At 39.3% G+C, this 25,009-nt stretch carries 17 protein-coding genes; 1 reads left to right on the top strand and 16 read right to left on the bottom strand.

Annotated features, from left to right (window positions below):
- Position 1: 1 nt before the first annotated feature.
- The 6 genes from AC1HJP_RS05685 to AC1HJP_RS05710 form a co-directional block, all read right to left on the bottom strand.
- On the bottom strand, positions 2-661 hold the full coding sequence (locus AC1HJP_RS05685; RefSeq protein WP_480360935.1) for a pseudouridine synthase: 660 nt from the start codon (positions 659-661) through the stop codon (positions 2-4).
- The gene (gene kdsB, locus AC1HJP_RS05690) at positions 654-1,412 is read right to left on the bottom strand and encodes a 3-deoxy-manno-octulosonate cytidylyltransferase (protein WP_480360937.1); all 759 of its coding nucleotides are present in this window, start codon (positions 1,410-1,412) and stop codon (positions 654-656) included. Before kdsB ends, AC1HJP_RS05685 begins: the two co-directional genes overlap by 8 nt.
- The gene (locus tag AC1HJP_RS05695) at positions 1,400-1,597 is read right to left on the bottom strand and encodes a Trm112 family protein (protein ID WP_130253800.1); all 198 of its coding nucleotides are present in this window, start codon (positions 1,595-1,597) and stop codon (positions 1,400-1,402) included. Before AC1HJP_RS05695 ends, kdsB begins: the two co-directional genes overlap by 13 nt.
- A complete protein-coding gene (lpxK, locus tag AC1HJP_RS05700) occupies positions 1,587-2,567 on the bottom strand; it encodes a tetraacyldisaccharide 4'-kinase (RefSeq protein WP_480360939.1) in 981 nt (326 codons plus the stop codon). Before lpxK ends, AC1HJP_RS05695 begins: the two co-directional genes overlap by 11 nt.
- Before the next feature lie 2 nt (positions 2,568-2,569).
- Positions 2,570-4,318: a lipid A export permease/ATP-binding protein MsbA gene (gene msbA, locus AC1HJP_RS05705; RefSeq protein ID WP_480360941.1), complete on the bottom strand. Its 1,749-nt coding sequence runs from the start codon at positions 4,316-4,318 to the stop codon at positions 2,570-2,572.
- A gap of 214 nt (positions 4,319-4,532) precedes the next feature.
- On the bottom strand, positions 4,533-6,770 hold the full coding sequence (locus AC1HJP_RS05710) for a DNA internalization-related competence protein ComEC/Rec2 (protein ID WP_480361085.1): 2,238 nt from the start codon (positions 6,768-6,770) through the stop codon (positions 4,533-4,535).
- Positions 6,771-6,791: 21 nt separating this feature from the next.
- Between AC1HJP_RS05710 and AC1HJP_RS05715 the strand changes: the two genes are divergently transcribed.
- Positions 6,792-7,298, top strand: a complete 507-nt coding sequence (locus AC1HJP_RS05715) for a DUF2062 domain-containing protein (protein WP_480360942.1) — start codon at positions 6,792-6,794, stop codon at positions 7,296-7,298.
- 62 nt (positions 7,299-7,360) lie between these two features.
- Here AC1HJP_RS05715 and AC1HJP_RS05720 read toward each other — a convergent pair whose 3' ends face one another.
- The 10 genes from AC1HJP_RS05720 to AC1HJP_RS05765 form a co-directional block, all read right to left on the bottom strand.
- Positions 7,361-9,100, bottom strand: coding sequence for a DUF3466 family protein (locus AC1HJP_RS05720; RefSeq protein ID WP_480360944.1), 1,740 nt, complete (start codon positions 9,098-9,100; stop codon positions 7,361-7,363).
- An 11-nt stretch (positions 9,101-9,111) separates the two neighbouring features.
- Entirely contained in the window at positions 9,112-11,022 is a 1,911-nt protein-coding gene (uup, locus tag AC1HJP_RS05725; protein WP_480360946.1) for an ATP-binding cassette ATPase Uup, read from the bottom strand.
- Position 11,023: 1 nt separating this feature from the next.
- Positions 11,024-11,251, bottom strand: a complete 228-nt coding sequence (locus AC1HJP_RS05730; protein WP_480360949.1) for a glutaredoxin family protein — start codon at positions 11,249-11,251, stop codon at positions 11,024-11,026.
- Complete coding sequence (rlmKL, locus tag AC1HJP_RS05735) at positions 11,244-13,355, bottom strand: bifunctional 23S rRNA (guanine(2069)-N(7))-methyltransferase RlmK/23S rRNA (guanine(2445)-N(2))-methyltransferase RlmL (RefSeq protein ID WP_480360951.1); 2,112 nt, start codon at positions 13,353-13,355, stop codon at positions 11,244-11,246. The genes AC1HJP_RS05730 and rlmKL overlap by 8 nt, the downstream gene beginning before the upstream one ends.
- A 68-nt stretch (positions 13,356-13,423) precedes the next feature.
- A complete protein-coding gene (locus AC1HJP_RS05740) occupies positions 13,424-13,951 on the bottom strand; it encodes a cell division protein ZapC domain-containing protein (protein ID WP_480360953.1) in 528 nt (175 codons plus the stop codon).
- A gap of 122 nt (positions 13,952-14,073) precedes the next feature.
- The gene (gene pyrD / locus AC1HJP_RS05745; RefSeq protein WP_480360955.1) at positions 14,074-15,084 is read right to left on the bottom strand and encodes a quinone-dependent dihydroorotate dehydrogenase; all 1,011 of its coding nucleotides are present in this window, start codon (positions 15,082-15,084) and stop codon (positions 14,074-14,076) included.
- 79 nt (positions 15,085-15,163) lie between these two features.
- Entirely contained in the window at positions 15,164-20,002 is a 4,839-nt protein-coding gene (locus AC1HJP_RS05750; protein WP_480360957.1) for an NAD-glutamate dehydrogenase, read from the bottom strand.
- A gap of 200 nt (positions 20,003-20,202) precedes the next feature.
- Positions 20,203-22,533 (bottom strand): efflux RND transporter permease subunit, encoded by a 2,331-nt coding sequence (locus tag AC1HJP_RS05755; RefSeq protein WP_480360959.1) that lies wholly within the window; start codon positions 22,531-22,533, stop codon positions 20,203-20,205.
- Positions 22,533-23,702, bottom strand: a complete 1,170-nt coding sequence (locus AC1HJP_RS05760; RefSeq protein ID WP_480360960.1) for a YCF48-related protein — start codon at positions 23,700-23,702, stop codon at positions 22,533-22,535. The genes AC1HJP_RS05755 and AC1HJP_RS05760 overlap by 1 nt, the downstream gene beginning before the upstream one ends.
- Positions 23,632-24,999 carry a DUF1329 domain-containing protein gene (locus AC1HJP_RS05765; RefSeq protein WP_480360962.1) on the bottom strand — a complete coding sequence of 456 codons (1,368 nt, stop codon included), beginning with the start codon at positions 24,997-24,999 and terminating at the stop codon, positions 23,632-23,634. Before AC1HJP_RS05765 ends, AC1HJP_RS05760 begins: the two co-directional genes overlap by 71 nt.
- Positions 25,000-25,009 lie beyond the last annotated feature (10 nt).

The following is a 25,009-nucleotide window of genomic DNA, read 5'->3' on the forward strand; positions in this document are numbered from 1 at the left end:
GTTACCAATCTAAGTTCAAAGGCGCTTTCCATTGTTGAAAAGCATCTGTTGTTACTAGTTTACTAAACTCTTTACCTGTATCAGGTAAATAAGAAAAATACTTGTCTTGTCCTTGCCATTGAAACGACAAAGCTAAGGCATGTAAATATACCCTATCGGAAGACGAGGCCGAATAAGCAGTATCGCCCAATATTGGGCTTGAGATACTTTTCATCGCTACTCTCAGCTGATGCGTTTTACCGGAGTACGGTTTTAATATCACCCCTCTCAAACCTTCACCTAGACTGGTTGAGTAAAATCTCGTGACAGCTGGGTTCTTCGATGTTTTCTCGAGCTTATAGGTACCACGCCTTGACGCTGACATATCGCCTTTTATCCAACCTTGCTTCTTCTTGGGCTTGCCTTCAGTGATCGCCAGATAAAACTTATCTATCAATCGATTCGAAAATAACTCAGTTAGCATAGCCGCTGCTTGGCTAGATTTCCCTAAAACAATTAGACCTGAGGTGACTTTATCTAACCTATGAACTGGATATAATTTGCATGCTTGCTGTGCTTCTAAAAGTGCAACAAAACCTGCACCTTGCTCAGAATGAAAACTCAGCCCAGCAGGTTTCACCGCAACGATAAAATCAGCTTCGTCAGAGATAACTTTAAGCATTGCCACTCAGAATGTTATTAACTCGAACCAGGTCTTCTGGTGTATCAACGCCTGCATAAACAGGTTTACACGCTTTGGTGATTTTTATTTGATAACCATGGTACAAAACGCGTAACTGCTCAAGTGACTCTTGAACTTCTAATGGCGATACAGCAAGATTAAGATACTCAGAGATAAAACCCGCTCTGTAAGCGTAAATACCAACATGTCTTTGAAAATGCGGCAAAGGAATGGCTTCTTTTTTCGCTAACATGCTGTCTCTTTGAAACGGTATTGACGCACGAGAAAAGTATAAAGCGTTGTTATTAACATCTTGAACAACCTTTACCGCATTCGGGTTGTAAACCTCTTCTTCGTCTACAATATCAACGCTTAGCGTTGCCATTGGCGCTGGAGAGTTAAATAATAACTCTGCAACTTGGTCAATATTTTCAGCTTCTAATAGCGGTTCATCGCCTTGAACATTGACGATGATTGTATCTTTATCTAGTGATAATTTCTCAACCACTTCCGACAAACGCTCAGTACCTGACTGATGGTCTTCTCTAGTCATTAATACATTGTCTGTAAAGCTTTTTGCGCTTTCAAACACTGCTTGATGATCTGTAGCGATATAAACCTCAGCAGCTTTTGATTTGCACGCTTGCTCATAAACTCTTTGGATCATTGGCTTACCACAGATATCGGCCAAAGGTTTTCCCGGTAAACGAGTCGATGCGTAACGCGCAGGAATAACGACTACGAATTCCACTGCTCTACCTCATCAGCAGAAAGCTCACGCGCTTCATTTTCTAATAGTACTGGAATATCATCATTTATAGGGTATGCAAGCTTAGCCGCTGTGCTGATCAATTCTTTATTTTCTGCATCGTACTGTAACTTTCCTTTTGTTACCGGACACGCAATGATCTCAAGTAATTTTCTATCAAATGCCATGTGTAATACCCTTTTCTTTTAATAATTGATTAATCTGATCAATCAATTCTTTGGTTGGTGTGGCGTCTACTTTTAAGTAATACCAATTATTTTTAGCAAACTGCTGACATTTTACGGCATCTTTTTCCGTCATAAATACAGCGTTTGATTCTGTGTCTGTAAAATCTTGTTCAGTATATGCGTGATGATCACGAAAATGCTTACATTCAACAAGCTTTTTACCCAGCGCTTCAAGGCTTTTTTCAAATCGTTGCGGAGAGCCAATAGCACTGACTGCAACCCCTTCGCTCGGTGTGTCCTCAGCGAACACTTTATCTTTTACGCTATAGAAACCTGAAGCCGCTAACTGATAAGAGAAAAGGCAATCTCCGCCATTCTCTATAGCCAAATCAACACTGTTAATACGCGAAGGTAACTCTCGTAATGGCCCCGCGGGAATTAAAAAACCGTTACCAAAGCGTCTTTTTGAGTCGATAATACAAAACTCAATGGCTCTTGGCATTTTATAATGCTGCATGCCATCATCAGAAACAATCACATCTACTTTGTATTTTTCTTTGAGTACTTTATAACTCGCTTCTCTATCTGCGCCTATCACTAACGGGCATTGTAAGCGGTTATAAATTAAGAAGGGTTCATCTCCGGCTTCTTCTACACTTGATGCACTTGATAACTCATATGGGTAAGTCAGTGCTTTAGCGCCATACCCACGGCTGATCACACCGACTTTGAACCCCATACTCTCTAAATGCGGTACTAACCATAATACAAATGGAGTTTTACCATTGCCGCCAATACCTATATTACCAACTACGATGATTGGAATATCAGCCTTAAAAGATTTTGCAATACCGAGTTTAAACAGCAATTTTCTAAAACTTGATAAAATAAAAAAAAGGCCACTGAATGGCGAAAGCAGCCAAGTGAGCAATGACTTTTTTTTATACCAAGATGATTCAATATAGCTCATGATTATTCGCCATACTGCATTTGGCAAAGCGCTGCATAGGTGCCTTTTTGTGCAAGTAACGATTTATGATCGCCCTGCTCAATCACTTTGCCTTTATCAAGGACATAGATACAGTCTGCATTTTCTATCGTCGATAATCTATGAGCGATCACAATTGAGGTTTTTTCTTTCATCAGTTCATCAAGGGCTGCTTGAATTAAACGCTCAGACTCAGTATCGAGTGCTGAAGTTGCTTCGTCTAGAATTAAAATCGGTGCATCTTTTACGATTGCACGTGCTATTGCAATACGCTGTCTTTGACCACCAGACAACATCACGCCATTTTCTCCGACTACCGTGTTAAGGCCCTGCGGTAAGTCTTTTACAAATTCCCAAACATGGGCTTTTTTAGCTATTTCGATAACGTCTTGTTCAGATAAAACCCTATCTGCACCATAACAGATATTGTTTGCCAGCGTATCGTTGAACAACACCACTTGCTGAGAAACAATCGCAAATTGAGCCCTTAGATCTTTAAGCGGGTAATCTGAAATATTGTGAGCATCTAATAAGATTTCACCCTCTTTAAAATCGTAGAAACGAGGAAGTAGAGATGACAGTGTAGATTTACCAGAGCCAGAACGACCAACTAACGCGATATTTTCACCTGCTTTTATCTTTAACGACAAATTGCTTAAAACAGGCTCATCCTTCGTAGGGTAAGTAAATGTTATGTTGTTAACTTCAATATTACCCTGCGCTTTTTCGAGCTTACGTGTGCCTGTATCTTTTTCAATGTCTAAATCTAAAATTTCAAAGATACTTTGTGCTGCTGTTATACCGCGTTGCAATTCGACGTTCACATTAGCCAGTTGTTTTAATGGCTTTAACATCATCATCATTGATGAAAGCAGAACCACAAACGTGCCAGAAGTGATCGTATCGATAACACTTGGCATTGCGATAATGGCTAAAATTAATGCCATCGCACCTGCCGCTAAAAACTGAATGATAGACACACTAATGGCTCTTGTTGCATCCATTTTCACTCGTTGCTGACGGTTTTGGTTATTTACTTGGGCGAAATTGGCAATTTCTTTATCTTGACCACCATAACCGTGGATCACTTTATGGCCTGCCAACATTTGTTCTGAGCCACGCGTTACCCCACCCATCGCGTCTTGAATATTTTTTGATATTTTTCTAAAACGTTTTGCGACCACACCCACAATTACAGCAACAACTGGAATGACGGTTAAGAATATAGATGATAGTTTCCAGTTCGCTTCGAACATAACGTACAACAAGAAAACAACAAACGCGCCCTCTCTAATAATAACTTGCAGAGCTCTAGTAATCGCTTGCTGAACTTGTTCAGTGTCAAAAGTAATCTTAGAAATTAGTTCTCCATTGGAATGCTGATCATGAAATGAAACTGGTAAGAAAAGCATATGCTCAAATAATTGTTGTCTTAGTTTTTGTACTACCCTTGAGCCGACATAGCTTAAACAATAAGAAGCCATGTAATTAAATACACCACGACCTAGCACAAGCACAATTACAACCACTGGGGCCCAAGTTAATACTTCTGTATTTCTTGATGTTAAGCCATCATCAATAAACGGCTGCATTAAGCGAATAAACTGGGCATCCATCGCCGCGTAACCAAGCATACCAATGACTGAGAATATGGCTGCTAATTTGAAATCATAGGTATATGAAAAAAGACGTTTATAAATTTGCTTTGCATTATGCTTGGCACTGGTTTGCATAGAAGATCTCAACTACTTAATAACCTTGTTATTGTACTTCTCAAACGCATAAAACTAAATGCTCTAATGCAAATAACCTAGGCTCTAGATAACAAATCTAACTATTACACTTGCTTTAGGTATTAAATCCGACGAGTTAAGCTAAAACTTATGGTGAACATTCATGTGAATGTTTCATGTTACCTAAAAGCTACTATTGTATTTAAACTCTCAATTAAAATCGATATCGATACTTTAGCCAAAAGTTAGTCTTTTCTCTTGCACGTTCAACTATATAAGAATCTTCAAAAAATTTAATTGTGATTTGCCCGGAAAGTGCAGTGTCAATTAATTTTATATTTTGTGAAGAGTAGCGTTCTTTAACCGTTTTATGGGGTAAATGCCAAGGAGAAAAATAGTTTCTTGAAATTAAACCGACCTCAGGTTTTACAGCTGCTAGAAATTCAGCGCTTGAAGATGTTTTACTACCATGGTGAGGTACAAGTAAGATGTCAGATCTTAATATTTGACCATATCGTTCAACGAGTCGCTTTTCTGCTTCAAATTCAATGTCACCTGTTAATAAAATACTTCCACTAGGGCCTGTCACTTTGGCTACACATGAATTGTTATTATCAGAGTCCATGTTTTCAATAGGCCAAATAGTCTTGATGGTTATGTTTTTCATTTTTATATTCTGAATATGACAAAAGTTCAGCGGTTCTCCATTATGAAAAGTCCTTAAGGAAACAAAATTATCAAACGCATAAAGCTCATCTAGCCCACCACTGTGATCTTTATCGTTGTGACTAATGATGGTGTGCCTTATCTCTAATCCACGCGCTTCTATCTCGGGTAAAGTGACCCGCTCAAACAGTGAATAAAAATTAAAGTACTTGGCACCTAGATCATACAGTAATGCACGGTCTTCAGACGCGATTAGTACTGATGTACCATGGCCCACATCCATCACATCAACCTGCCATAGAGGTTTCGATACCGCATAGCTTGATACCATTGAAAATACTGGTACAAGTGAAAACACCCTGAATTGTTTGATTAGCAGCAGTATCACAATTAGGTAAAACAGCACCACAGTTTCAAGTGATAGCGGTGACCAAGCAAGCCATGCATAGTCGAGAAGGTGTTGAGTTGTCAAATCTAAACCTGCTGAGAGTAGATAATCAACAAACATAAAATCTGTGTTGTTAGATACACCGTTTACTAATAAACATAAAATGATATATGGGAAAATAATGATACTTAATAATGGGATGACGCATAAGTTAACTAATAAACCAACAACACTTACTCCGTTAAAAAAGTAGATGCTGAGTGGCGCTAAGCTAATTAACAAAGCAAACTGAATTAACAATAACCTGATAAAAGTATTAGAAAAAACACTGTCACCTTTGGTTTTACTCACAACCCATATTACGGTAGCGTAACCGATAAAGGATAAATATAAAGCGGGGTCAAGCAAAGAGAAAGGGTTTATTAATAACACAACGACCAAAGCATAACTTAACATTTGAACTACTTTTACTGATCGCCCTGTAAGGAAAATATACGACAATATAGCTACCATCAACCAAGCTCTAATTGCTGAGACTGGAAAGCCACAAAGGTAAATATACTGAAATGAAATTATTAGACTCAAAGTAATATAGAGTTTATTGAGGTTGAAACGCTGATAACTAATCGGGAACACACTTAAAGTCACCCAAGATGCGCCCTTAACTAGGTAAAAACAAATAAAAACAAGGATCCCTACATGTAAGCCTGATATTGCCAGCATATGTCCAATACCAAGTTTTATTACATTCTCTTTCGTTTCTTCTGGTGTTCTTGATTTATCACCGGTACTCAATCCATAGTAAAGCCAATTTAATTCTTTTTCGTTGAACGCCTCCCAGGTTTTATCACGATAGCTTTGCCTTAAGCTTTTTTCTGCTGAAACCTGCTCTTCCAGCTCTATAATTGTTCCCTTAAAGTAGATTTGTTTTTTAAAAGCATACAGTTCAGAATCAAAACTATGCTTATTTTTCCGTGTTCTAAAAACTTTTAGTTTAGCCTTTACTGTAACAAGGTCACCCTGGTTTAAATCTGTGATGCCTGCTTGTACAGCTAATTGCGCTTTAACCATTTTATAAAAAGGGATTTTTTGATTGTTTAGTGCAATTAATTTTAATTCTACGAGCGAGTTTTTATGTGGTGAAATAACTTTTGTGACAATACCTTTTATTTCGCTTGCTTCATTCAGCACCCTTTTATCTGGTTCATAGCTATAAAAAAGCTCAGATTGTAGGACTACGACAAAAATAGCAAAAATAAACCCTAACAATAGATTGAAAATGGGCTTAAAATAGCAACACATTACGATGAGGAATATCAGTGAGCTGTAAAACTGCCAAGTGTGAAAGTAAAATACCGCTTGAACACAGCCGTACAGAAATCCCCAGCACATCAACATTGAAGTATATGGTTGCTTGTTATGCCAAAAAAGACGATCCAAAAATTTTTACCTGATCACAACAAGGTTAAACAACAAAAATCTTTGAAGATTTTTGGCAGTTTACTCCACGATGCAAACCTTTGGCATCTCAATCGCCGTTCTGCACGCGGTGCTTTTTCTGTAGGCTTATTTTTCGCTTTCATCCCTGTTCCTTTTCAGATGGTGTTAGCAGCAGCTTGTGCAATCCCTTTTAGAGTGAACCTACCTCTATCTGTTGCATTAGTATGGTTAACAAACCCTCTAACTATGCCGCCTATTTTTTACTGCTCTTACAGAGTAGGTGTATTTGCTTTAGGCCAAGAAACACAACCTTTTCACTTTGAAGCAAGCTGGGAATGGTTAGTTGAAAGTTTATCAACAATTGGCCCTGCATTCATGGTTGGTTCTCTCATTTGCGCATCTATAGCAGCACTCTTTGGTTATTTTGGCATTGACTGGCTATGGCGCCATTCAGTCAACAAGGCTTGGAATTCTCGAGGCCAATAACCTCTTAAATTGTAGACATAAAAAAAGCCCTTACGGGCTTTTTTTATGTCTACAGACAAATTTTACGCTTTTCGTCTTCTCAACCACAATAAAGGAAGTGCAAAGATAGAAAGAAATCCAAAACTTGCTGACTGTCTTTCATATTGTTCTGCTTCAGGAGGTGTACACTCATCGATTGTACCCCCTGCAATTGGCGTTAGAAGAACGGGAACTGAAATAGCTTCTTTCTCAATGTTACCCTCAGAATCCTTCATTACTTGACCTAAGCTGTCAAGACGCTCTACGGTTTTTGTTGCATTTGCGTATATATGACCAGATTCAGTGATTTTTGTTGCTTCGGCAATCGTATATGGGAACGCTGTGCCATCTTCAGCTCTACAAGGCAAGAAATCATTAATATTTGTTACTTTGTCAGATCCAATTTCATATAAAAATGCTTCATATTTTGGAACAGAAGTGTTTTTCTCAATTTCACCTTGACCAATGATCTGTCCTTTATCATTGATATCTCTTAAAGTCGCTTTTGAACCATTAAAGAAGGCAGGGATTTCTTTGTAAGTATCTGAGTTAATATCATAATAGAAGCCAACTTTTTTTCTTACTATAAGACCACCACCATAACTTCTGCCTTGTTCATAGTAATTACCAATAACAATGTTATTGTTGTTGATATCTATGGCTTTACCACCTTGAATATAGTTTTCGTGAGGATGAATTCTTATAAACTGGCCATCTTTAAAGTAACCAGCCTGCTCGTAAGAATAAAGTCTGTCATCATCAGTATTTCTTACAACTGAGTATCCGACTGATATTCCATTTTTATTCGTAGCGAGCGCCAAACTACTGAAGGCACTTTTTTCATCTTCTTTACGAACTAAACCCAAACCTAACTTTGCAGTACTTACCACATTTAAATTATTGTCTAATTCCCATTGATAAGCTTCAGTGTTATAAAAACTTCCCTTTTGTAAATCCCATGAACAGACTTGTACTAGTTCATCAATCCCGTCACATTGTTCATTGTATCTTTCTTGACTATTTTCTGGGATAGATATACTACTGCTTCCGACTGCAATGTAATTACCAGAATCTAACTGAACAATATCTGTAACTAATGAAGAGCCACCATAAGTATCAATTTCAGGTTCAAGCGTGACTCTTTTACCATTAGGCGAAATAACTATTCCACGAGAAGACCAATCTCTGACAAAAACAGGTTTATCGTCTTCGCCTTCTTTTTTGAAAACTTCCTGCCTATATGGTGCAGAACCCCAAGCAACAATGACACCATCGTTACTAATTGCTGTTGGGAAATTAGTTACTGAGCGAGTCAGTGAATCTGCATATGTTGCTTGGGTATCAAAAATCACAAGCTCATCTGCAGAGTTAGCGGTAATTGTTAAACCTATACGATCGTTAAGTTTTTGATACTCAGCTTCGCTATTTTTTCCAGCCAGAAATCCGAGCATAAATGTGTTAGCATCCGCATTTGTTGCAGCAATACCATTTTTCACATCTTCAAGTGTAAATGTAGCTTCTTCATTTATATCTGCAAGTGCATCTACATACCTATCATAGGCTGTCTTTAAATCTGAATCATCGAAGTTTAAATACGATACATCGATAGCATAACTAAATAATTGTGTTGCAGCACCTATGATATCCCCAGACTCATTCACATCTGAGATGAATGTATTTTTGCCATTTTCATATCTTGGTAATTCAGTTAACTGGTAAGTAGCAGCCAATGCTGTACTACTAAGTACAGACAACATGCTTGCTGCTAAAATTGTTTTTTTCATTTTAATCCTTACTACTGATTCTGTAATTCTTCTAACTCTTCCCAGCGGGCATAAGCAGTTTCAAGCTCAGACTCTAGATTTGCCAATTGGTTCAATGCCGCTTGCGTTTCCTGTTGAGGTTGTTTGAAAAACTCTGGATCATTAACCAAGGTTTGTTGTTCTTCAAGCGCAAGTTCAAGGGCTTCTACTTTACTAGGCAGTTGTTCTAATTCAAGTTTTAATTTGTAACTTAGCTTACTACTTTTGTTACTTGTTTTATCTCTTTTTACTTCTTTTGCAGCTTGTGCAACCTGCTGCTTTTCCAATTGCTTTCTTTTTTCATCAAGCTCAGCTTTATACAACTGATAGTCTGTGTAACCACCAACTATATCAATTACTTCACCATCACCTGAAAACGCCCAGACACTATTACAAGTGTTATCAATAAACTCTCGATCGTGACTTACAATTAGGATTGTGCCTTGATATTGGTTGATAATATCTTCTAACAATTCAAGTGTTTCAATATCCAAGTCATTGGTCGGTTCATCTAAAACAAGGACATTTGAAGGTTTCAAGAAAAGCTTGGCCAATAATAAACGGTTTTTCTCACCACCAGATAATGCTTTAACTGGCGTTCTAGCTCGTGCAGGCGGAAATAAGAAGTCTTGGAGATAACCCAGTACGTGTCGGCTACGACCGCCCATCATGACTTCTTGCTTACCTTCTGCAACATTATCTTGAACCGTTGCCTCTTCGTCTAACTTTTCTCTGTATTGATCAAAATATGCAACTTCAAGGTTTACGCCTTGTTTGACACTGCCTGATACGGCTTCAAGTTGACCGAATAGCAATTTAAGCAAGGTTGTTTTACCTACACCGTTTGGCCCAATTAAACCGACTCTATCTCCACGCATAACAAGGGTAGAGAAATCATTGACGATAGGTTTATCTTTAAAGGCATGCTTCAAGTTTTTAGCTTCAAACACAAGCTTACCAGAGCGATCAGCTGTTTCGATATTAAAGTCAGCTTTACCTACTTGCTCAACTCGCTGCTTTCGTTCTACACGCAATGCTTTTAATGCTCTAACCCGGCCTTCATTACGAGTACGACGTGCTTTAATGCCTTGTCTGATCCAGGCTTCTTCCTCGGCCAAACGCTTATCAAATAGGGCATTTTGCGCTTCTTCAACTTTCAGGTCATGCGCTTTTTGCTCAAGATATTTTTCGTAGTTACCTGGGTAAGAAATTAGCTGGCCGCGATCTAAATCTAGAATACGTGTTGCAATACTGCGGATGAACGCCCTATCGTGCGAAATAAATACAATGCCGCCTTTGAAATCTTTTAAAAACTGCTCTAGCCAAATAACACTGTTCATATCCAAATGGTTCGTTGGCTCATCGAGTAACAATAAATCAGGTTCTCTCACTAGTGCTTTGGCCAAGGCAACCTTTCTTAGCCAGCCACCTGATAGCTTTTCTAATCGCATATCAGGAGTCAGTTCTAACTGTGCTAAAACCAGCTTAATACGGCTTTCAAAGCGCCACCCATCTTTTGCTTCAATACGTGAAGATAGTTTCTCAAACTTATTTAAAACAGCTTCAGAGTAGTCTGTTTGCATTTGCTCACTGACGTGGTGGTATTCAATCAGTAAATTAGCGATGTCAGGAATACCGTTCGCGACGTAATCAAAAACCGAACCTTCAGCACCTTTTGGAGGGTCTTGCTCTAGTCGAGATACTTTTAAATCACCAACTTGGTTGATTTCACCATCGTCTAGTTGAACCTGTCCATCCAGTACCTTAAGTAAAGTTGATTTACCGGCACCGTTTCGACCAACAATACAGACGCGTTCACCGGCTTCAATAACCGCATCGGCATTATCTAATAGTGGGTGTGTACCAAAAGCTAACTGCGCTTTTGCAATTCTGATTAAATCCATCTTAGTTTATAAACTCTTTTAATTTTTGCTCGTCGAATGGCCAACCTAGCTCTTGGTTGTTTTTATTTGCAACAACAGGAATGGTGTACTGATACTTTTCTACCAACTCCGGCTCTTCGACAATATCTCTTAAAATTATTTGCTCAGACTGTAACTGAGCATTCAATAAGGCAAGGGCTTGCTCACATAAATGGCAGCCCTCGGTGTGATAAAGGGTAAACTTATCCATGTGTGATCAACCAACTATTATGGATCTGTTTGTTACGTTTAAAATCAGGTGAAAGCGTCTTATCAGAAATATTAACAGCCTTAAGACCTAACCCCATTAAAGCGACCTCATCCATCTTGAATCCACGTTTATTGTTCGAGAACAATAAAGTGCCTTTGGGACTTAGGATTTTTTTCACCCACTCCATTAATTTAATGTGATCGCGCTGAACATCAAACTCTGCTTTCATGCGCTTTGAGTTTGAAAAGGTTGGAGGATCTAAAAAGATCAAATCATATTGACCTTGGGCATGCTCGAGCCATTTTAAGCAATCTGCTTGTTCAAATCTAAAGCGAGGATTTTTGAGATTGTTTAAAGCAAAATTTTCTTCTGCCCACTTTAAATAGGTTTTTGACATATCAACGGTTGTAACCGACTTAGCACCACCCACTGCAGCATGAACAGATGCAGTGCCTGTGTAAGAAAATAAGTTCAAGACACGTTGACCCTTTGCATTTTGCTGAATGTAGCGACGTGCCAGACGGTGGTCTAAGAATAAGCCTGTATCTAAATAGTCGAACAAGTTTACTTTAAATTTCGCACCAAACTCTTCAACTACATCAACTCTATTCTGCTTGTCGAAACTATTGTATTGTGAATCGCCTTTTTGCTTTTTACGAACCTTAACTGCAATATTCTCAGCTGGGATATTAAGTTGATCAGACGTTAAAGTAATTACATCTTGAAGGCGTTTTTGCGCAACGTTATCATCAATTTCTTTCGGTGCTGCATATTCAAAGATAACCGCAGAATCGTTATAAATATCAACAGCGACATTGTATTCAGGAATGTCAGCATCGTATAAACGATACGCATTAATGCCCTCTTTTTTAATCCAAGACTTAAGCGCGTTTTTGTTTTTCTTTAAACGATTTCCAAAAGCCGATGAACTTTCAAAGTTTAGACCTGTTTTTTCTTGACTCTGACTCACCTGTTTTTCGTTTACGTCATAAAGATATAGGGCAACATCAAGTGGACCATTTTTAAACTTATAGGTTTTAGATTTAGCTAATTTGAGTAATTTGAATAAGCTTTCATCTGTGCCTAAAAGTGCAAGTTGCCAATTTTGGAAGTATTTTTTAAACCCTAAACCCATATTTCTGTATAGGTTTATAAGCTCAGCCATCGCACCTAAACGTTCACCATAGGGTAAGTTACTTAAAACAACCCCAGAACGTTTGGCAACTTGAGACATTTTATTTGCATCTTTAACACTAAAATCAATGAGATTTTCAACACCTGCTCTGCGCGCATTTTGCTTCGCAACATTGATCACTCGCTCATCAAAATCTGACCCCATTATCCATAGGTTGTTTTCTGTGACTTCACTTTTTAGAACCTGTTTGATTTCGTCAAATTTTGCCGGTCTGAAGCTAGGTAAGTTTTGAAATGCAAACTTGCGATTAATATTTGCAGGTACCTTGTTTGCCATTCCAACTGCTTCAATGAGCAAAGTACCCGATCCACAACATGGGTCGAATAGAGGTTGGCTTACATCATTCAACCAGCCACTTCGCTTAACCAAAGCAGCAGCTAAGTTTTCACGAATGGGCGCTTTACCCTGACGAGTTCTGTAACCTCTGTCTGATAGACGCGGGCCTGAATAGTCGAGATAAAGCATACAGTGGCTTTTGTGTAATTTAGCCACAATACGAATATTTGGTTCGGCTTTATCTACGTTCGGACGTTGTTCAAATAAGTCGTTGAAGTAATCAACTACAGCATCTTTGATTACAAGGCCTGAGAATTGAGTATTTTTTAAAGCCTGATTTGTACCATTAAATTCAATCGCAAATGTTTGTTTTGGGCCAAAGAATTCTTGCCAAGGCTGAAAACGTGCAAATTTATATAAATCTTCTTTGGTGTTTATTTCTGCATTTTCTTCTAGAAGCAGCATGACACGTGTTGCAAAACGTGTGACTAAACAAAATCGTTGTGCTTGGCTATTATCCGCCTCAAACTTTACTGAACCAACAGACTGTTTGATAACCTCTAAGCCTTGCTCTTTGATTTCATCTACTAATAAATTTTCAATACCAATTGAAGTAAGTGCGATAAATTGCAATGTTTTAACCCTATATACTTTAATGGTCGAAAGTATATCACAGGTTGTTTGTTGCTTGCCTTGTTGAGTTAAGCTGTTTTGGTAATTTTGTCAGCTAACATCAGAGGGTGAATACGATTATTCAAAACACGTATTGCTTGGAATGGCTCTAAAGTAAGGTGCTCATCTAGTTTGAACTCATCGTTTAAACTAATACACAATGAACTCTCAGCGTCACACTCAACGATGAAAAATTCACCAGTTTGCTCAGATGAAGTAAGTGCAATGATTGCTTCTGTTCTATCAGCATTTCCTGTGTATTCGCTAAAAAACCAACTTTTTGCAAGCATGGGTTTTAAATGAAACTTAGCAGCTGTCGCGTTCAAAGCTATTTGGCAACACTGGGCATCAGTCCAAACTTTAAAGTTTTGCAAATAGAAGTATACGTTTTGATAGTATTCTGCATCGTCGATACAAAAATTTGGATTAGATAATGAGTCACCAGTGAGTTGGTGTAGCTTGTAGGGAGTGCAAAGTTGAAGCTCATCGCCTAAGTCAATAAGAAGTCGGTTGCGTTCACTGCAACGTAACCACTGCCATTCTTTAGAAGCTTGCACTGTGAAATCTCCTGCCTACTAGCCATATCTAGATAGAGACAGGAGTATAACGAAAAATAACGAATGTTAAAATTGTTTATAAGAACAAATTTAAAAGGATCGTTTAGTTATATAACTGATCATTATAAAGCGTCAACAATACGCTTAACCAATTGCGGCCCTTCGTAGATAAACCCTGTATATACCTGAACTAAATCTGCACCCGCATTCAGCTTTTCTTTCGCAGAATCTGCAGAATCGATCCCACCAACACCAATGATCGGGAGTTTCCCTTCAGTGATCCTTTTCAACTCGTTAACAACAAAGGTAGATTTTTCGCGAACTGGACGACCTGACAAGCCTCCCATTTCATCTGCGTACTGTAAACCTTTAACCGCTTCACGCTCAAGGGTTGTGTTTGTCGCGATCACACCGTCAATACGATTCTTCATAAGCGACTCGGCAATTTGTTGAACTTGCACAGCATCAACATCAGGTGCAATCTTCACAAGCATAGGCACTGATTTATTGTGTTTGGCAATTAAATCGACTTGCTCATTCTTAAGGCTTTGAAGTAGGTCGTCTAAAGCATCACCATATTGCAGATCTCTCAGACCTGGTGTGTTTGGTGATGAAATATTCACTGTGATATAAGAAGCATGCTCAAATACTTTTCGCATGCAGTGAATGTAATCATCTTTACCCTTTTCGTTTGGCGTATCTTTGTTTTTACCAATGTTGATACCTAAAACACCTGTGTATTTTGAAGCTTTTACATTGTTCACTAGATTATCGACACCTTTATTATTAAAACCCATACGGTTAATAACAGCATTTGCTTCAGGTAGCCTGAAAATTCGTGGTTTATCATTACCAGCTTGAGGACGAGGTGTTACCGTGCCTACTTCAATAAAGCCAAAACCCATTTGGCCAAATGCATCGATACATTCAGCATTTTTGTCTAATCCGGCAGCGAGTCCGACTGGGTTTTTGAAATCTATACCAAGAAAGTTTACAGGTTTATCTGCAACAGATTGCGACCAAGCCATACTGAGCGGTGTATTGGCAAAACGACGAAGGTTACCCAATGCAAAATCATGGGCCCATTCGGCATCTCGACCGAACATATAGCGACGCGCTAGTTCATAAAACATGAAAACTCCTTAGTAATCGTTAAAAAATCTGGGCAAAAAAATACCCCAGCAAAGCTGAGGTATTTTAGCGGTTTATAAATTATTTGGAAGTGTCACAGTTGTGGCTAAGTAACATTAATTCACGTAGCGCAACTGAAATCTTCGCAAAGTCGTGACTCTGTGATGTCTTAAACTCTTGAAGCATATGCTGCCAACGTGTTAGCAACACAGATTGAGTATCCATCCAAGACTCTACAAGTTCATTCACATCTGCTGTTTCAGTCTCTAGGCTGTTAAGTACAACTTCAGACAATGAACGTTGTTGCCAGTCTAGCTCTTCACGATATGAAGCACGTGCTAGTGCTTGCCAGTGGTTTGTCACTGGCTGAGCCGTAATTTGGTCTAAGAACCAATGTAGACCCATTTTCGCACCTAACTTGAAGTAAGTATTAGATACCATATCAATTGCTTTAGACGAGTTATCTGCAACTTCAGCTAAGTCCATAACTGAGAACAAGCTAGATAGAGATACGATTCGTGTAGCAATATCAGAAGGCACACCTTGTTCAATTAACTTATCTGCATTTTTAGCAATAGATTCAGCTTCGTCAGCAACTAAGTAATCGCTTAGGTTTGCACTTACATCTTTAAATGTCGGTGCAAAGAATGCAATTGTTTGTTCAATTGTCATAGCCTTGTTGCGGTGACGCAAGAACCAACGAGTTGCACGACGAACTGTACGACGAAGTTGATATAGCATTTCAGTTTGAACATCTGCTGAAATTTGGTTATCTAAATCAGCAATATCATTCCAAGTGCCTGACATTTCAAAAATCGCACTTGCAATTGAGTAACAAAGTGCAATCTCGCTGTCTGAAGCTCCTGTTTCTTCATGCATACGAACCATAAAGTTAAGACCCATGTCATTAACAATATTATTCGCAAGTTTAGTCGCAATAATTTCTTTGCGCAGCGGATGGTTATCCATTGCTGCATTGAATTTGTCACGAAGCGGAACAGGGAAAGAGTTCACCAATAACTGGCGGTAATAAGGGTTTTCAGAAACTTCATCTGTTACTAAAGACTCTTTCAGTACCATCTTAGAGTAAGAAACAAGAACAGAAAGCTCAGGACGTGTTAAGTCTTGACCTGCAGCTGCGCGTTCTGCTAATTCTTCATCTGTCGGAAGGAACTCGATAGCTCTGTCTAACTTGCCATCTTTTTCTAAGGCATGGATGAAGCGGATCTTCTCTTTAAGCGTCGCTGGACCCTTAGACTTAGTGATAGAAAGCGTGTGAGTTTGACGGTAACAATCAGCCAATACCAGCTCAGATACTTCATCTGTCATTGCATAAAGTAATTCATCACGTTGCTTCTTAGTTAAGTCACCTTCTGCCACTAAACCATTAAGCAAGATTTTGATATTTACTTCATTATCTGAACACGCAACACCACCTACGTTATCGATGAAGTCAGTATTGATACGGCCGCCTTTAGCAGCAAACTCTATACGACCTAGTTGGGTCGCACCTAAGTTACCACCCTCACCAAAGATTTTTGCACCTAGTTCAGAACCGTTAATACGCAGTGCATCATTCGCGCGGTCGCCTACATCAGCATCTGTTTCAGATTTAGCTTTAATGTAAGTACCGATACCACCATTCCATAAAAGATCTGAAGGCATCATTAATAATGCTTTGATCAATTCATTTGGTGTCATGCTGGCTTTTTTAGTGCCAAGCATTTTCTTAATTTCTGGTGTCAACGTAATTGACTTAGCTGCACGAGAGAATATACCACCACCTTCTGAAATCAATGACTTGTCGTAGTCTTCCCAGCTTGAGCGAGGTAGTGCAAATAATCTCTCACGTTCTTGATAAGAACTTGCCGCAACAGGGTTCGGGTCGATGAATATGTGCATGTGGTTAAATGCAGCTTGTAAACGAATATGCTTAGATAGAAGCATACCGTTACCGAATACGTCACCAGCCATATCACCAATAGCAACGGCTGTGAAATCAGTTGTTTGACAATCAATTCCCACTTCTCTGAAATGACGTTTAACTGATTCCCAAGCACCTTTCGCTGTGATACCCATCTTCTTGTGGTCATAACCAATAGAACCACCTGAAGCAAACGCATCACCTAACCAGAAGTTGTACTCTTCAGCAATACCATTCGCGATATCTGAGAATGTTGCCGTACCTTTATCAGCTGCAACAACTAAGTAAGGGTCGTCTTCATCGTGACGAACAACATCAACAGGTGGCACGATGTCACCATGAATGATGTTATCCGTGATGTCTAATAGACCACGGATAAATAGTTTGTAACACTCTTGACCTTCTTTGAAGAAAGCCTCTCTTTCTGTCGGAAGCTGCTTACAAACGAAGCCACCTTTTGAACCAACAGGCACGATAACCGTGTTTTTAACTTGTTGTGCTTTTACAAGACCCAACACTTCGGTACGGAAATCTTCACGGCGGTCAGACCAACGTAAACCACCACGAGCAACTTTACCACCTCGTAAGTGTACACCTTCTACACGAGGCGAGTATACGAAGATTTCGAACGCTGGAAGCGGTAATGGCATTTCTGGAATAGCGCTTGGCTGAACTTTGAATGATACATATGATTTGTTCGTACCATCTGCTTCTTTTTGGAAGAAGTTAGTACGAAGTGTTGCATTGATCATATCAACATATAAACGAATGATACGGTCATCATCCAGATTTGCTACATGTTCTAAGTCTTCATGAATACTTGCAACTAGCTTATCTAAGGTCTTCTGCGCTGCAGGTTTTGCAGGAGAGAATTTTTTGGTGAATAGCTCAACAATCTTGCTTGCGATCTGAGGATAATGCTCAAAAGTATTTTCGATATATGACTGAGAAAAAGTCACACCGATTTGACGCATATACTTAGCGTATGCACGAAGAATTGACGCTTCGCGACCTTTTAAGCCCCCCATAAGCACTAGACGGTTAAAACCATCATTTTCTAAACGGTTATTCCAAACATTTGTCAGTGCTGCACGGAAACGCGCTGAAACTTGGTTGAAGTCAGAAATCCCTTTGCTATCAAGCAGCATAGAGAAATCCATGATCCAGTTTACTTGACCATCGCTGCTCTTCACTGCATATGGTGTTTCACCAATGACACGTAGACCAAAGTTCTCAAGCATCGGCATCACGTCTGACAAGTGAATAGGCTCATCTTTATGGAATAAGCTTAAACGAACAATGTTTGAGTTTGCTTCTTCTTGCGGACGATAGAACAACATTTCTAGCTTGTTCTCTTCATCTAGCGTTTCAAGCTTTTCGATATCGACAACCGCAGCTGAAGGTAAAACTTGATCTTTATATGCTGACGGGAATGCATTGCTATATTTACGGTTTAGCTCATTACCGCGAGACTCACCATTGCTTTCTAAAAGCGCTGCTTGAAGCTTATCTTCCCAAGTGCGGGCCGCTTCAACTAAATTATTTTCGATATCTTTCACGTTATATTCAATATTGTTGTCAGCTACACGCACAATATAATGTGTTCGCGCTAACGTAGATTCTGAGAAGAAAGTGGTAAATTCAACTTTATCCGTTGAATTAAATGAACGGGCAAGGAGTTGCTGAGTTTCACGACGAAGCGCGGTGTTGTATCTCTCTCGCGGTACATACACCATACAAGAGAAAAAACGGCCATATACATCTTTACGGATGAATAGACGACACATGTTGCGCTCTTGAACCTGTAAAACACCCGTTGCAACTTCTAAAAGCTCAGCTTCACGCGCTTGAACTAATTCATCACGAGGGTAAGTTTCAAGGATGTTCAATACCGCTTTGTATGCGTGCGTACCTTTTGCAAAATCACATGCTTCCATGATGCGATTAATTTTGCTCTCTAAGATTGGCACATCTGCAGCGCTGTTGTTGTAAAAGCTTGAAGAGAATAAACCAATGAAGCGATCTTCCCCTACTACATTGCCTTTATCATCAAAACGCTTGATACCAACATAGTCAACATAAGCTGGTCTGTGAACACGCGATAACGAATTTGTTTTTGTAAGAATTAATAAGTTATTGCTACGTGCTTCTTTTCGAGCGACTTCAGGTAACTCTGAAAGTAAACGACTGTTTTCATCAGAGGTATTCTTCATAAGGCCTAAAGAAGTGCCTGAAACCGGTTTTAACTCGTAGTCCCCTTGCACTGGGTTCAAGTCATACTGGCGATAGCCCATGAAAGTGAAGTTATCTTTCACTAGCCATTCTAAAAATTCAGCGGCTTCTTTTACTTCAGCTTCAGAACAACCAAAGTTACGAGATGGTAGCTCATTTGTCACAGAAACAAGTTTGTCTCTGATTGGTAACCAGTCTGCCACTGCAAGCGAAACGTCTTTAAGAACTGACTGTAATTCGCTTGTCAAAGTTTCGATTGCTTGAGTATCTGTTTGACGATCAATTTCGATAAAGAAAACAGTTTTAGTAGAATTTGATTCTTGCTCGGCTTTTAAGTTTGAAATTGCAGAGATTTTGCTGTTTTCATCACGTTTGATTTTCAACGGACTGTGAAGAAGAAGATGAGAGACGATGTTCAGACGATTCATTGCCATACGTACGGAATCAACTAAGAATGGCATGTCGTTTGCGATGATCTCAACAATCGTGTGAGACGATTGCCAACCATCTTTTGATACCTCTGGGTTAAACACTCTAATTACGGCTTCATCAGACGTATTTTTTTCAAGCGAATTCCAAAGGCTCAGTGCTGCACCGTATAGGTCACTGTCGTTACGTTTTGCCAGATCCTCTTTAGACATATTGCTGTACAAGGCTTTGGCAAAAGTTTCAACGAGTGACACATTGTCTGCATGAACTTTCTTTTGGATCAACTTACATACATTATCTAAGATAACAGATGCTGGACCTTCATTTTGTGTCATATGTGTTCCTTAATCTATACCACCTTGAACGGTAGATTATTTGTACAGCCATTTATTAGCGTGGAGTCAGGTAAATTCTAACCTTTCTGACGCTAATAAACAGCTTTTTCGACGAAAACATTTCAAGCTTTTCAGCCATTTGCTCATCTATTCACAAATAATAGATATAAATAGGCAATCCTTGCCATTTTCCAGCACATTTATTCACAATTTTTTTTCTGGTCAGGCCAGAGAAGTGTTCCTATAGCAGGCAATAACAGGACTGCACCCAACATATTCACTAAAAACATGAAGGTGAGCAGAATACCCATATCAACTTGGAATTTCAGTGCAGAGAATATCCAGGTACTCACACCAATTGCTAATGTAATGCCAGTGAATAGTACAGCACTACCACGTTCAGCCAGAGCATTACGATAGGCAATAGACAAAGGCACATTTTGCTTAAGCTGTGACATCATCGATGAAAGGATATAAATACCATAGTCAACACCAATGCCCACACCGAGAGCTATAACTGGCAATGTTGACACAGTTAAGCCAATTTCAAGCTTAACCATTAGTGCTTGCGCTAAAGTTGATACTATGTAGAGAGGTAAAACAACTGCAATGGTTGCTTTAACACTTCTAAAGCTTAATAAGCATAGAATGATGACAGCACCATATACATAGATCATCATCGGGATTTGTGCTTCTGCAACTGACTCATTAGTCGCCGCCATTACCCCTATTGGGCCCGAAGCTAACCTAAACTGAACTTTATCGGTATTCTCTATCGTTGCAAACTCTTTGATTTTAGCAACTACATGGTCAATGGTTTCAGCTTTGTGATCTTCCATAAAGATAACAATAGGCATCACTGAGCAATCACCATTAAGTAAACCCGTGCTCGTTTCAACACGAGAAGTTGCCTGAACTAAAGAAGCACTATTACGTGGAAGCGTTTGCCACTTCAGGTTGCCTTCGTTGTAGCCTGCATTCACTGATTGCGCAACAGAGCTTAAAGACACTGCAGATTGTACGCCTTCTAAGTTCTCAATTCTCCATTGGAAACGACTAACTCGTTCCATAGTATCAAACTCAGTACAGGCTGCTGGGTAAGCTTCTACTAGTACCTTTAAGATATCTGACGAAATGGTATATCTATCATTTATCAAGAAGGTATCTTGGTTGTATCTTGCTGTTTCATGGAGCGCTGGGGCGCCAGCATGTAGATCACCAATCTTCATACTGTTTGATTGCCAATAGCCGAAAACAAACAACAAAACAGACACGAAAATAATGATTTTTGCTTTCTTTGGATCTGTTGCAGACACTAAGCTTTCACGCATTGAAGTAAATAATTTATGCGAGGCTGTATCGCCATCGTCAACACGGTGGATCTTTGAAGAGTTAAAATAAGAAGCTAATACAGGTAACAGCAATAAGTTAGTAAAGATAATAACAGCAACACCTAAACTCGCCGTGATAGCAAGTTCACGAATAATACCGATATCAATTGCTAATAGCGTTAAGAAACCAACCGTATCTGATAGTAATGCGATACCACCTGGAATAAGTAATGCCTTAAAACTGGCCTGCGCTGCAACTTTACTCGATACCCCTTCAGATACTTTCTTACCGATTGCATTGATCATTTGCACGCCATGGCTTACACCAATTGCAAACACTAAGAATGGCACCAGAATTGACATAGGATCTAAGCCAAACCCTAGAGAAGACAACAAGCCCATTTGCCAAATAACAGCAATTAATGAACATAAAATAGGTAGCAGCGTTAATTTAAAACTCTTACAGAATAACCACACCATAATAAAAGTGAAGACGATAGCAATTACAAAGAATAAAACTACGCCTTTTGCACCGTCTGCGATATCACCAGCCATTTTCGCGAAACCAATAATATGAATACTCACATTATCATTCTCTAGAGGTTTGCGAATTTCATCTTCTAGTTTTTTAGCAAACGCCAGTGTATCCAACTTTTCCTGTGTTTGTGGATCAGTCTCTAGTAATTGCGCTGTCACCATGGCACAACTATAGTCACTAGCAATCATGCGCCCTACTACATTGGCTTTTTCAATGTTTTGCTTTACGACTGCTAACCCTTTCTCTGTGGGTGCAAAATTAGCAGGAATAATAGGTCCACCGGCGAAGCCATCTTCTACGACTTCTACAAAGCGTGCGCTCGGTGAAAAGATTGAATTAACTAACGGTCTATTTACACCAGGAATAAAATAAAGTTGGTCGTGTACTGATTTCAGTGTAGAGAAAAATGGTTCGTTGAAAATGTCGCCATTTGCATCACACACTGAAATTAAAATACTGTTAGCACCACCGAACTGCTTTTCATGCTTAAGATACACTTTCATGTAGTCATGCTGCAGAGGAATATTCTTCGTAAACGCGGCGTCTAGTTGAATATGTGTGGCTTTGTAACCTAGAAAAATGGTGGCGAATAAAAACGCCAAAACCATAAAGAGTCTGTGACGGAATACGACATATTCAAGTTTATTTAATATAGCTTGCATTACTTGCTATCTCCCCAAGTAATTAGCCCTTTTTCTGTTGCCATAATTACTTTATTGTTAAATATGGTCGCTGACAAAATTGCATGACCTGAAGGCAGTTGCTCACTGGAAACTTTTTGACCATCAAACTTGTGTATCAAACCTGAGTTTGCAAAAAGTAAAGTTGCCTCTTTAAATGGCAAAATCGAATTAACTGTTGCCGTTTGTGCAATGTTGATTTCAATAAAATCACTATCACTTTGAGATTTAGTGAAGGCATTACCTCTTAATCCTGCAACCAGGATTTGACCGTCTGGTGTTTCATTTACACTAAAAAATGAACCAGGGTAAAACTCTTCAAATTTTTGCCAAGAGATGCCTTTGTCTTCACTTTTGGCGACTAAGCCCATTTCACCTACAAGATAAAAAGCATTACCTTTCATTAGCAAACGATTAAAATGCGGAAGAATAAACTTAATTTCATCTTGATAGGCTTCTGGATCATCTTGTTTTAGTTCTTCAAGATATTCTTTGTCATCAGGGTGCACAAAATCACTGATGAATTGTGACTGCCAAGTTTTCCCGCCATTAGTGGTCTTATAAAACATGCCATAGGCACCAATAGCAAAACCTGTATTTTCGTCGATAAATTCAATATCTAAGCATGGTTTACCTTCTTCAGGTAAATACTGCTGTAATTGCCAAGTTTTACCATTATCTGAACTATGTACTATGGTTGCATCATGGCCACATGCCCATGCTGCTTTATCAGACTTTATCGTAACAGCTGTTAAAAGAGATTGAACAGGCACTTCAGCTTGTCGCCAATTTTGCCCATCTGCTGAAGTCACAATAGTGCCAAACTTACCAACAGCAACGACCTGATCATCTGTGCTATCTATGTCTGTAAATAGTGTTGAATTTGGTTTTGCAACTTGCAAAGAAGCTGACGGTGCTGATACTACTTCATAGGAAGATAAAGCCGCCATTAAGCAAAACGCGTACTGATTAAATTTCATGCTGAATACTCGAACATCTGTTGTCGAAGACAAAGGAAGTTTGTCTTGAATGTTGAATAAAGTGGCTGGGTGACAGCCACTTTTTATTTCTATTTGGAGATTAACGCTTACCTTCGCGACGAAGTGCACTTTGCGTAAACTCATTGTCTTTAAATGACTGAGTGAAGTCATACATTGACTCTTCATTATCAAGACCAATCGCTAAATAACGACGAGAGTTTAGGTCATGATAAACATCTAAAGTACTCCAATGCGTAGGCACATCATAGTAATTTAGACCATGTGCCATTGCCACACGATACATTTGGTCACGGTTATCATAAATATCCGTTACATGGATTTGCCAGCTATCTTCGTCTATGTAGAATACGCGCTTCTTATAAATATGGCGGGTACCTTCTTTTAGATTTGCTTCAACAACCCATACTCGGTGCTTCTCATAACGCACGTGCTCAGGGTTGATATGGCCTGCGTGAAGAATGTCATCATACTTTAGCTTATCGCTGTGAAGCTTATAGCTGTTGTATGGGATATACATTTCTTTCTTGCCTTTTAAAGTCCACTCGTAACGATTTGGCGAACCATTGAACATATCAAAATCATCGGTAGTACGAAGACTGTCTGACGCTGTTCCTGGTGCATCATAGGCAACATTTGGTGCACGACGAACACGACGTTGACCCGTGTTATAAGTCCACGCTTGACGAGGCGTTAAGATTTGGTCCATTGTCTCATGTACAAGAAGCGCAGTACCGGCAAGTCGAGCTGGTTCTGTTACTTTTTGCTTGAACTTGAATAATACATTAGATTCTTGAAGTGCTTCAGGCGTTGCTGCTGGATCAGAGTATTTAACAAGTAACTTTTCATCAAAGCCGATAATGTTATACGAACCAGACGCCGTAGGCATTGCTTGACCACCAAAACGCGCGATAGATAGACCTCGGTAACGTAATAAGTGGTTCCAAATTGCTTCTAGGCCATTTGCAGGAACAGGGAATGGAATACCGATAGCCGTATTTTTAATACCATTACCACCTTCAATCAGCTCTGCAGTTTGTGCATATTTCTTAGTTGCATCATAAACAAACTGAGGGTAAGCAGCACTTCGACGAGTTGGGTAAATGTTCATTTTGAACGTATCAGGATACGTTTCAAATAATGCAATTTGGCCTGGGCTCAATAAGTCTTTATGCTTATCTAGGTTACTCTTATCGATAGTTAAAATAACTTTATCGTCAGCGTATGGGTCAATGTGGTGCATGCCCGGCTCAAAACCTGCTGGTGGCTTTGTAATTCCACCTGTCCATGCTGGAATTGAACCATCAGCGTTGCCCGCTTTTTGTGCGCCAATTGGCGTTAAATCCGCACCTAGTCTAGCTACTTGCTCAGCAGTCATATCTGCATTTACGAATGGAGCAGCCATCATTGTTATTATTGTTGCTGCGATCATGCTTGGTTTTTTAAACATATAACAAGCC

The organism is Pseudoalteromonas sp. NFXS53, assembly GCF_056629255.1.

Coding starts and splice junctions, on each gene's coding strand:
- uup (WP_480360946.1), bottom strand. CDS start 11,022: ATGGATTTAATCAGAATTGCAAAAGCGCAGTTAGCTTTTGGTACACAC.
- AC1HJP_RS05730 (WP_480360949.1), bottom strand. CDS start 11,251: ATGGATAAGTTTACCCTTTATCACACCGAGGGCTGCCATTTATGTGAG.
- lpxK (WP_480360939.1), bottom strand. CDS start 2,567: ATGAGCTATATTGAATCATCTTGGTATAAAAAAAAGTCATTGCTCACT.
- AC1HJP_RS05760 (WP_480360960.1), bottom strand. CDS start 23,702: ATGACTTCACTCAGTCATTTAAAGACAATGAGTTTACGCAAAGTGCAC.
- AC1HJP_RS05720 (WP_480360944.1), bottom strand. CDS start 9,100: ATGAAAAAAACAATTTTAGCAGCAAGCATGTTGTCTGTACTTAGTAGT.
- pyrD (WP_480360955.1), bottom strand. CDS start 15,084: ATGTTTTATGAACTAGCGCGTCGCTATATGTTCGGTCGAGATGCCGAA.
- msbA (WP_480360941.1), bottom strand. CDS start 4,318: ATGCAAACCAGTGCCAAGCATAATGCAAAGCAAATTTATAAACGTCTT.
- AC1HJP_RS05695 (WP_130253800.1), bottom strand. CDS start 1,597: ATGGCATTTGATAGAAAATTACTTGAGATCATTGCGTGTCCGGTAACA.
- AC1HJP_RS05715 (WP_480360942.1), top strand. CDS start 6,792: ATGCCAAAAAAGACGATCCAAAAATTTTTACCTGATCACAACAAGGTT.
- AC1HJP_RS05685 (WP_480360935.1), bottom strand. CDS start 661: ATGCTTAAAGTTATCTCTGACGAAGCTGATTTTATCGTTGCGGTGAAA.
- AC1HJP_RS05710 (WP_480361085.1), bottom strand. CDS start 6,770: ATGTTGATGTGCTGGGGATTTCTGTACGGCTGTGTTCAAGCGGTATTT.
- AC1HJP_RS05755 (WP_480360959.1), bottom strand. CDS start 22,533: ATGCAAGCTATATTAAATAAACTTGAATATGTCGTATTCCGTCACAGA.
- AC1HJP_RS05750 (WP_480360957.1), bottom strand. CDS start 20,002: ATGACACAAAATGAAGGTCCAGCATCTGTTATCTTAGATAATGTATGT.
- AC1HJP_RS05765 (WP_480360962.1), bottom strand. CDS start 24,999: ATGTTTAAAAAACCAAGCATGATCGCAGCAACAATAATAACAATGATG.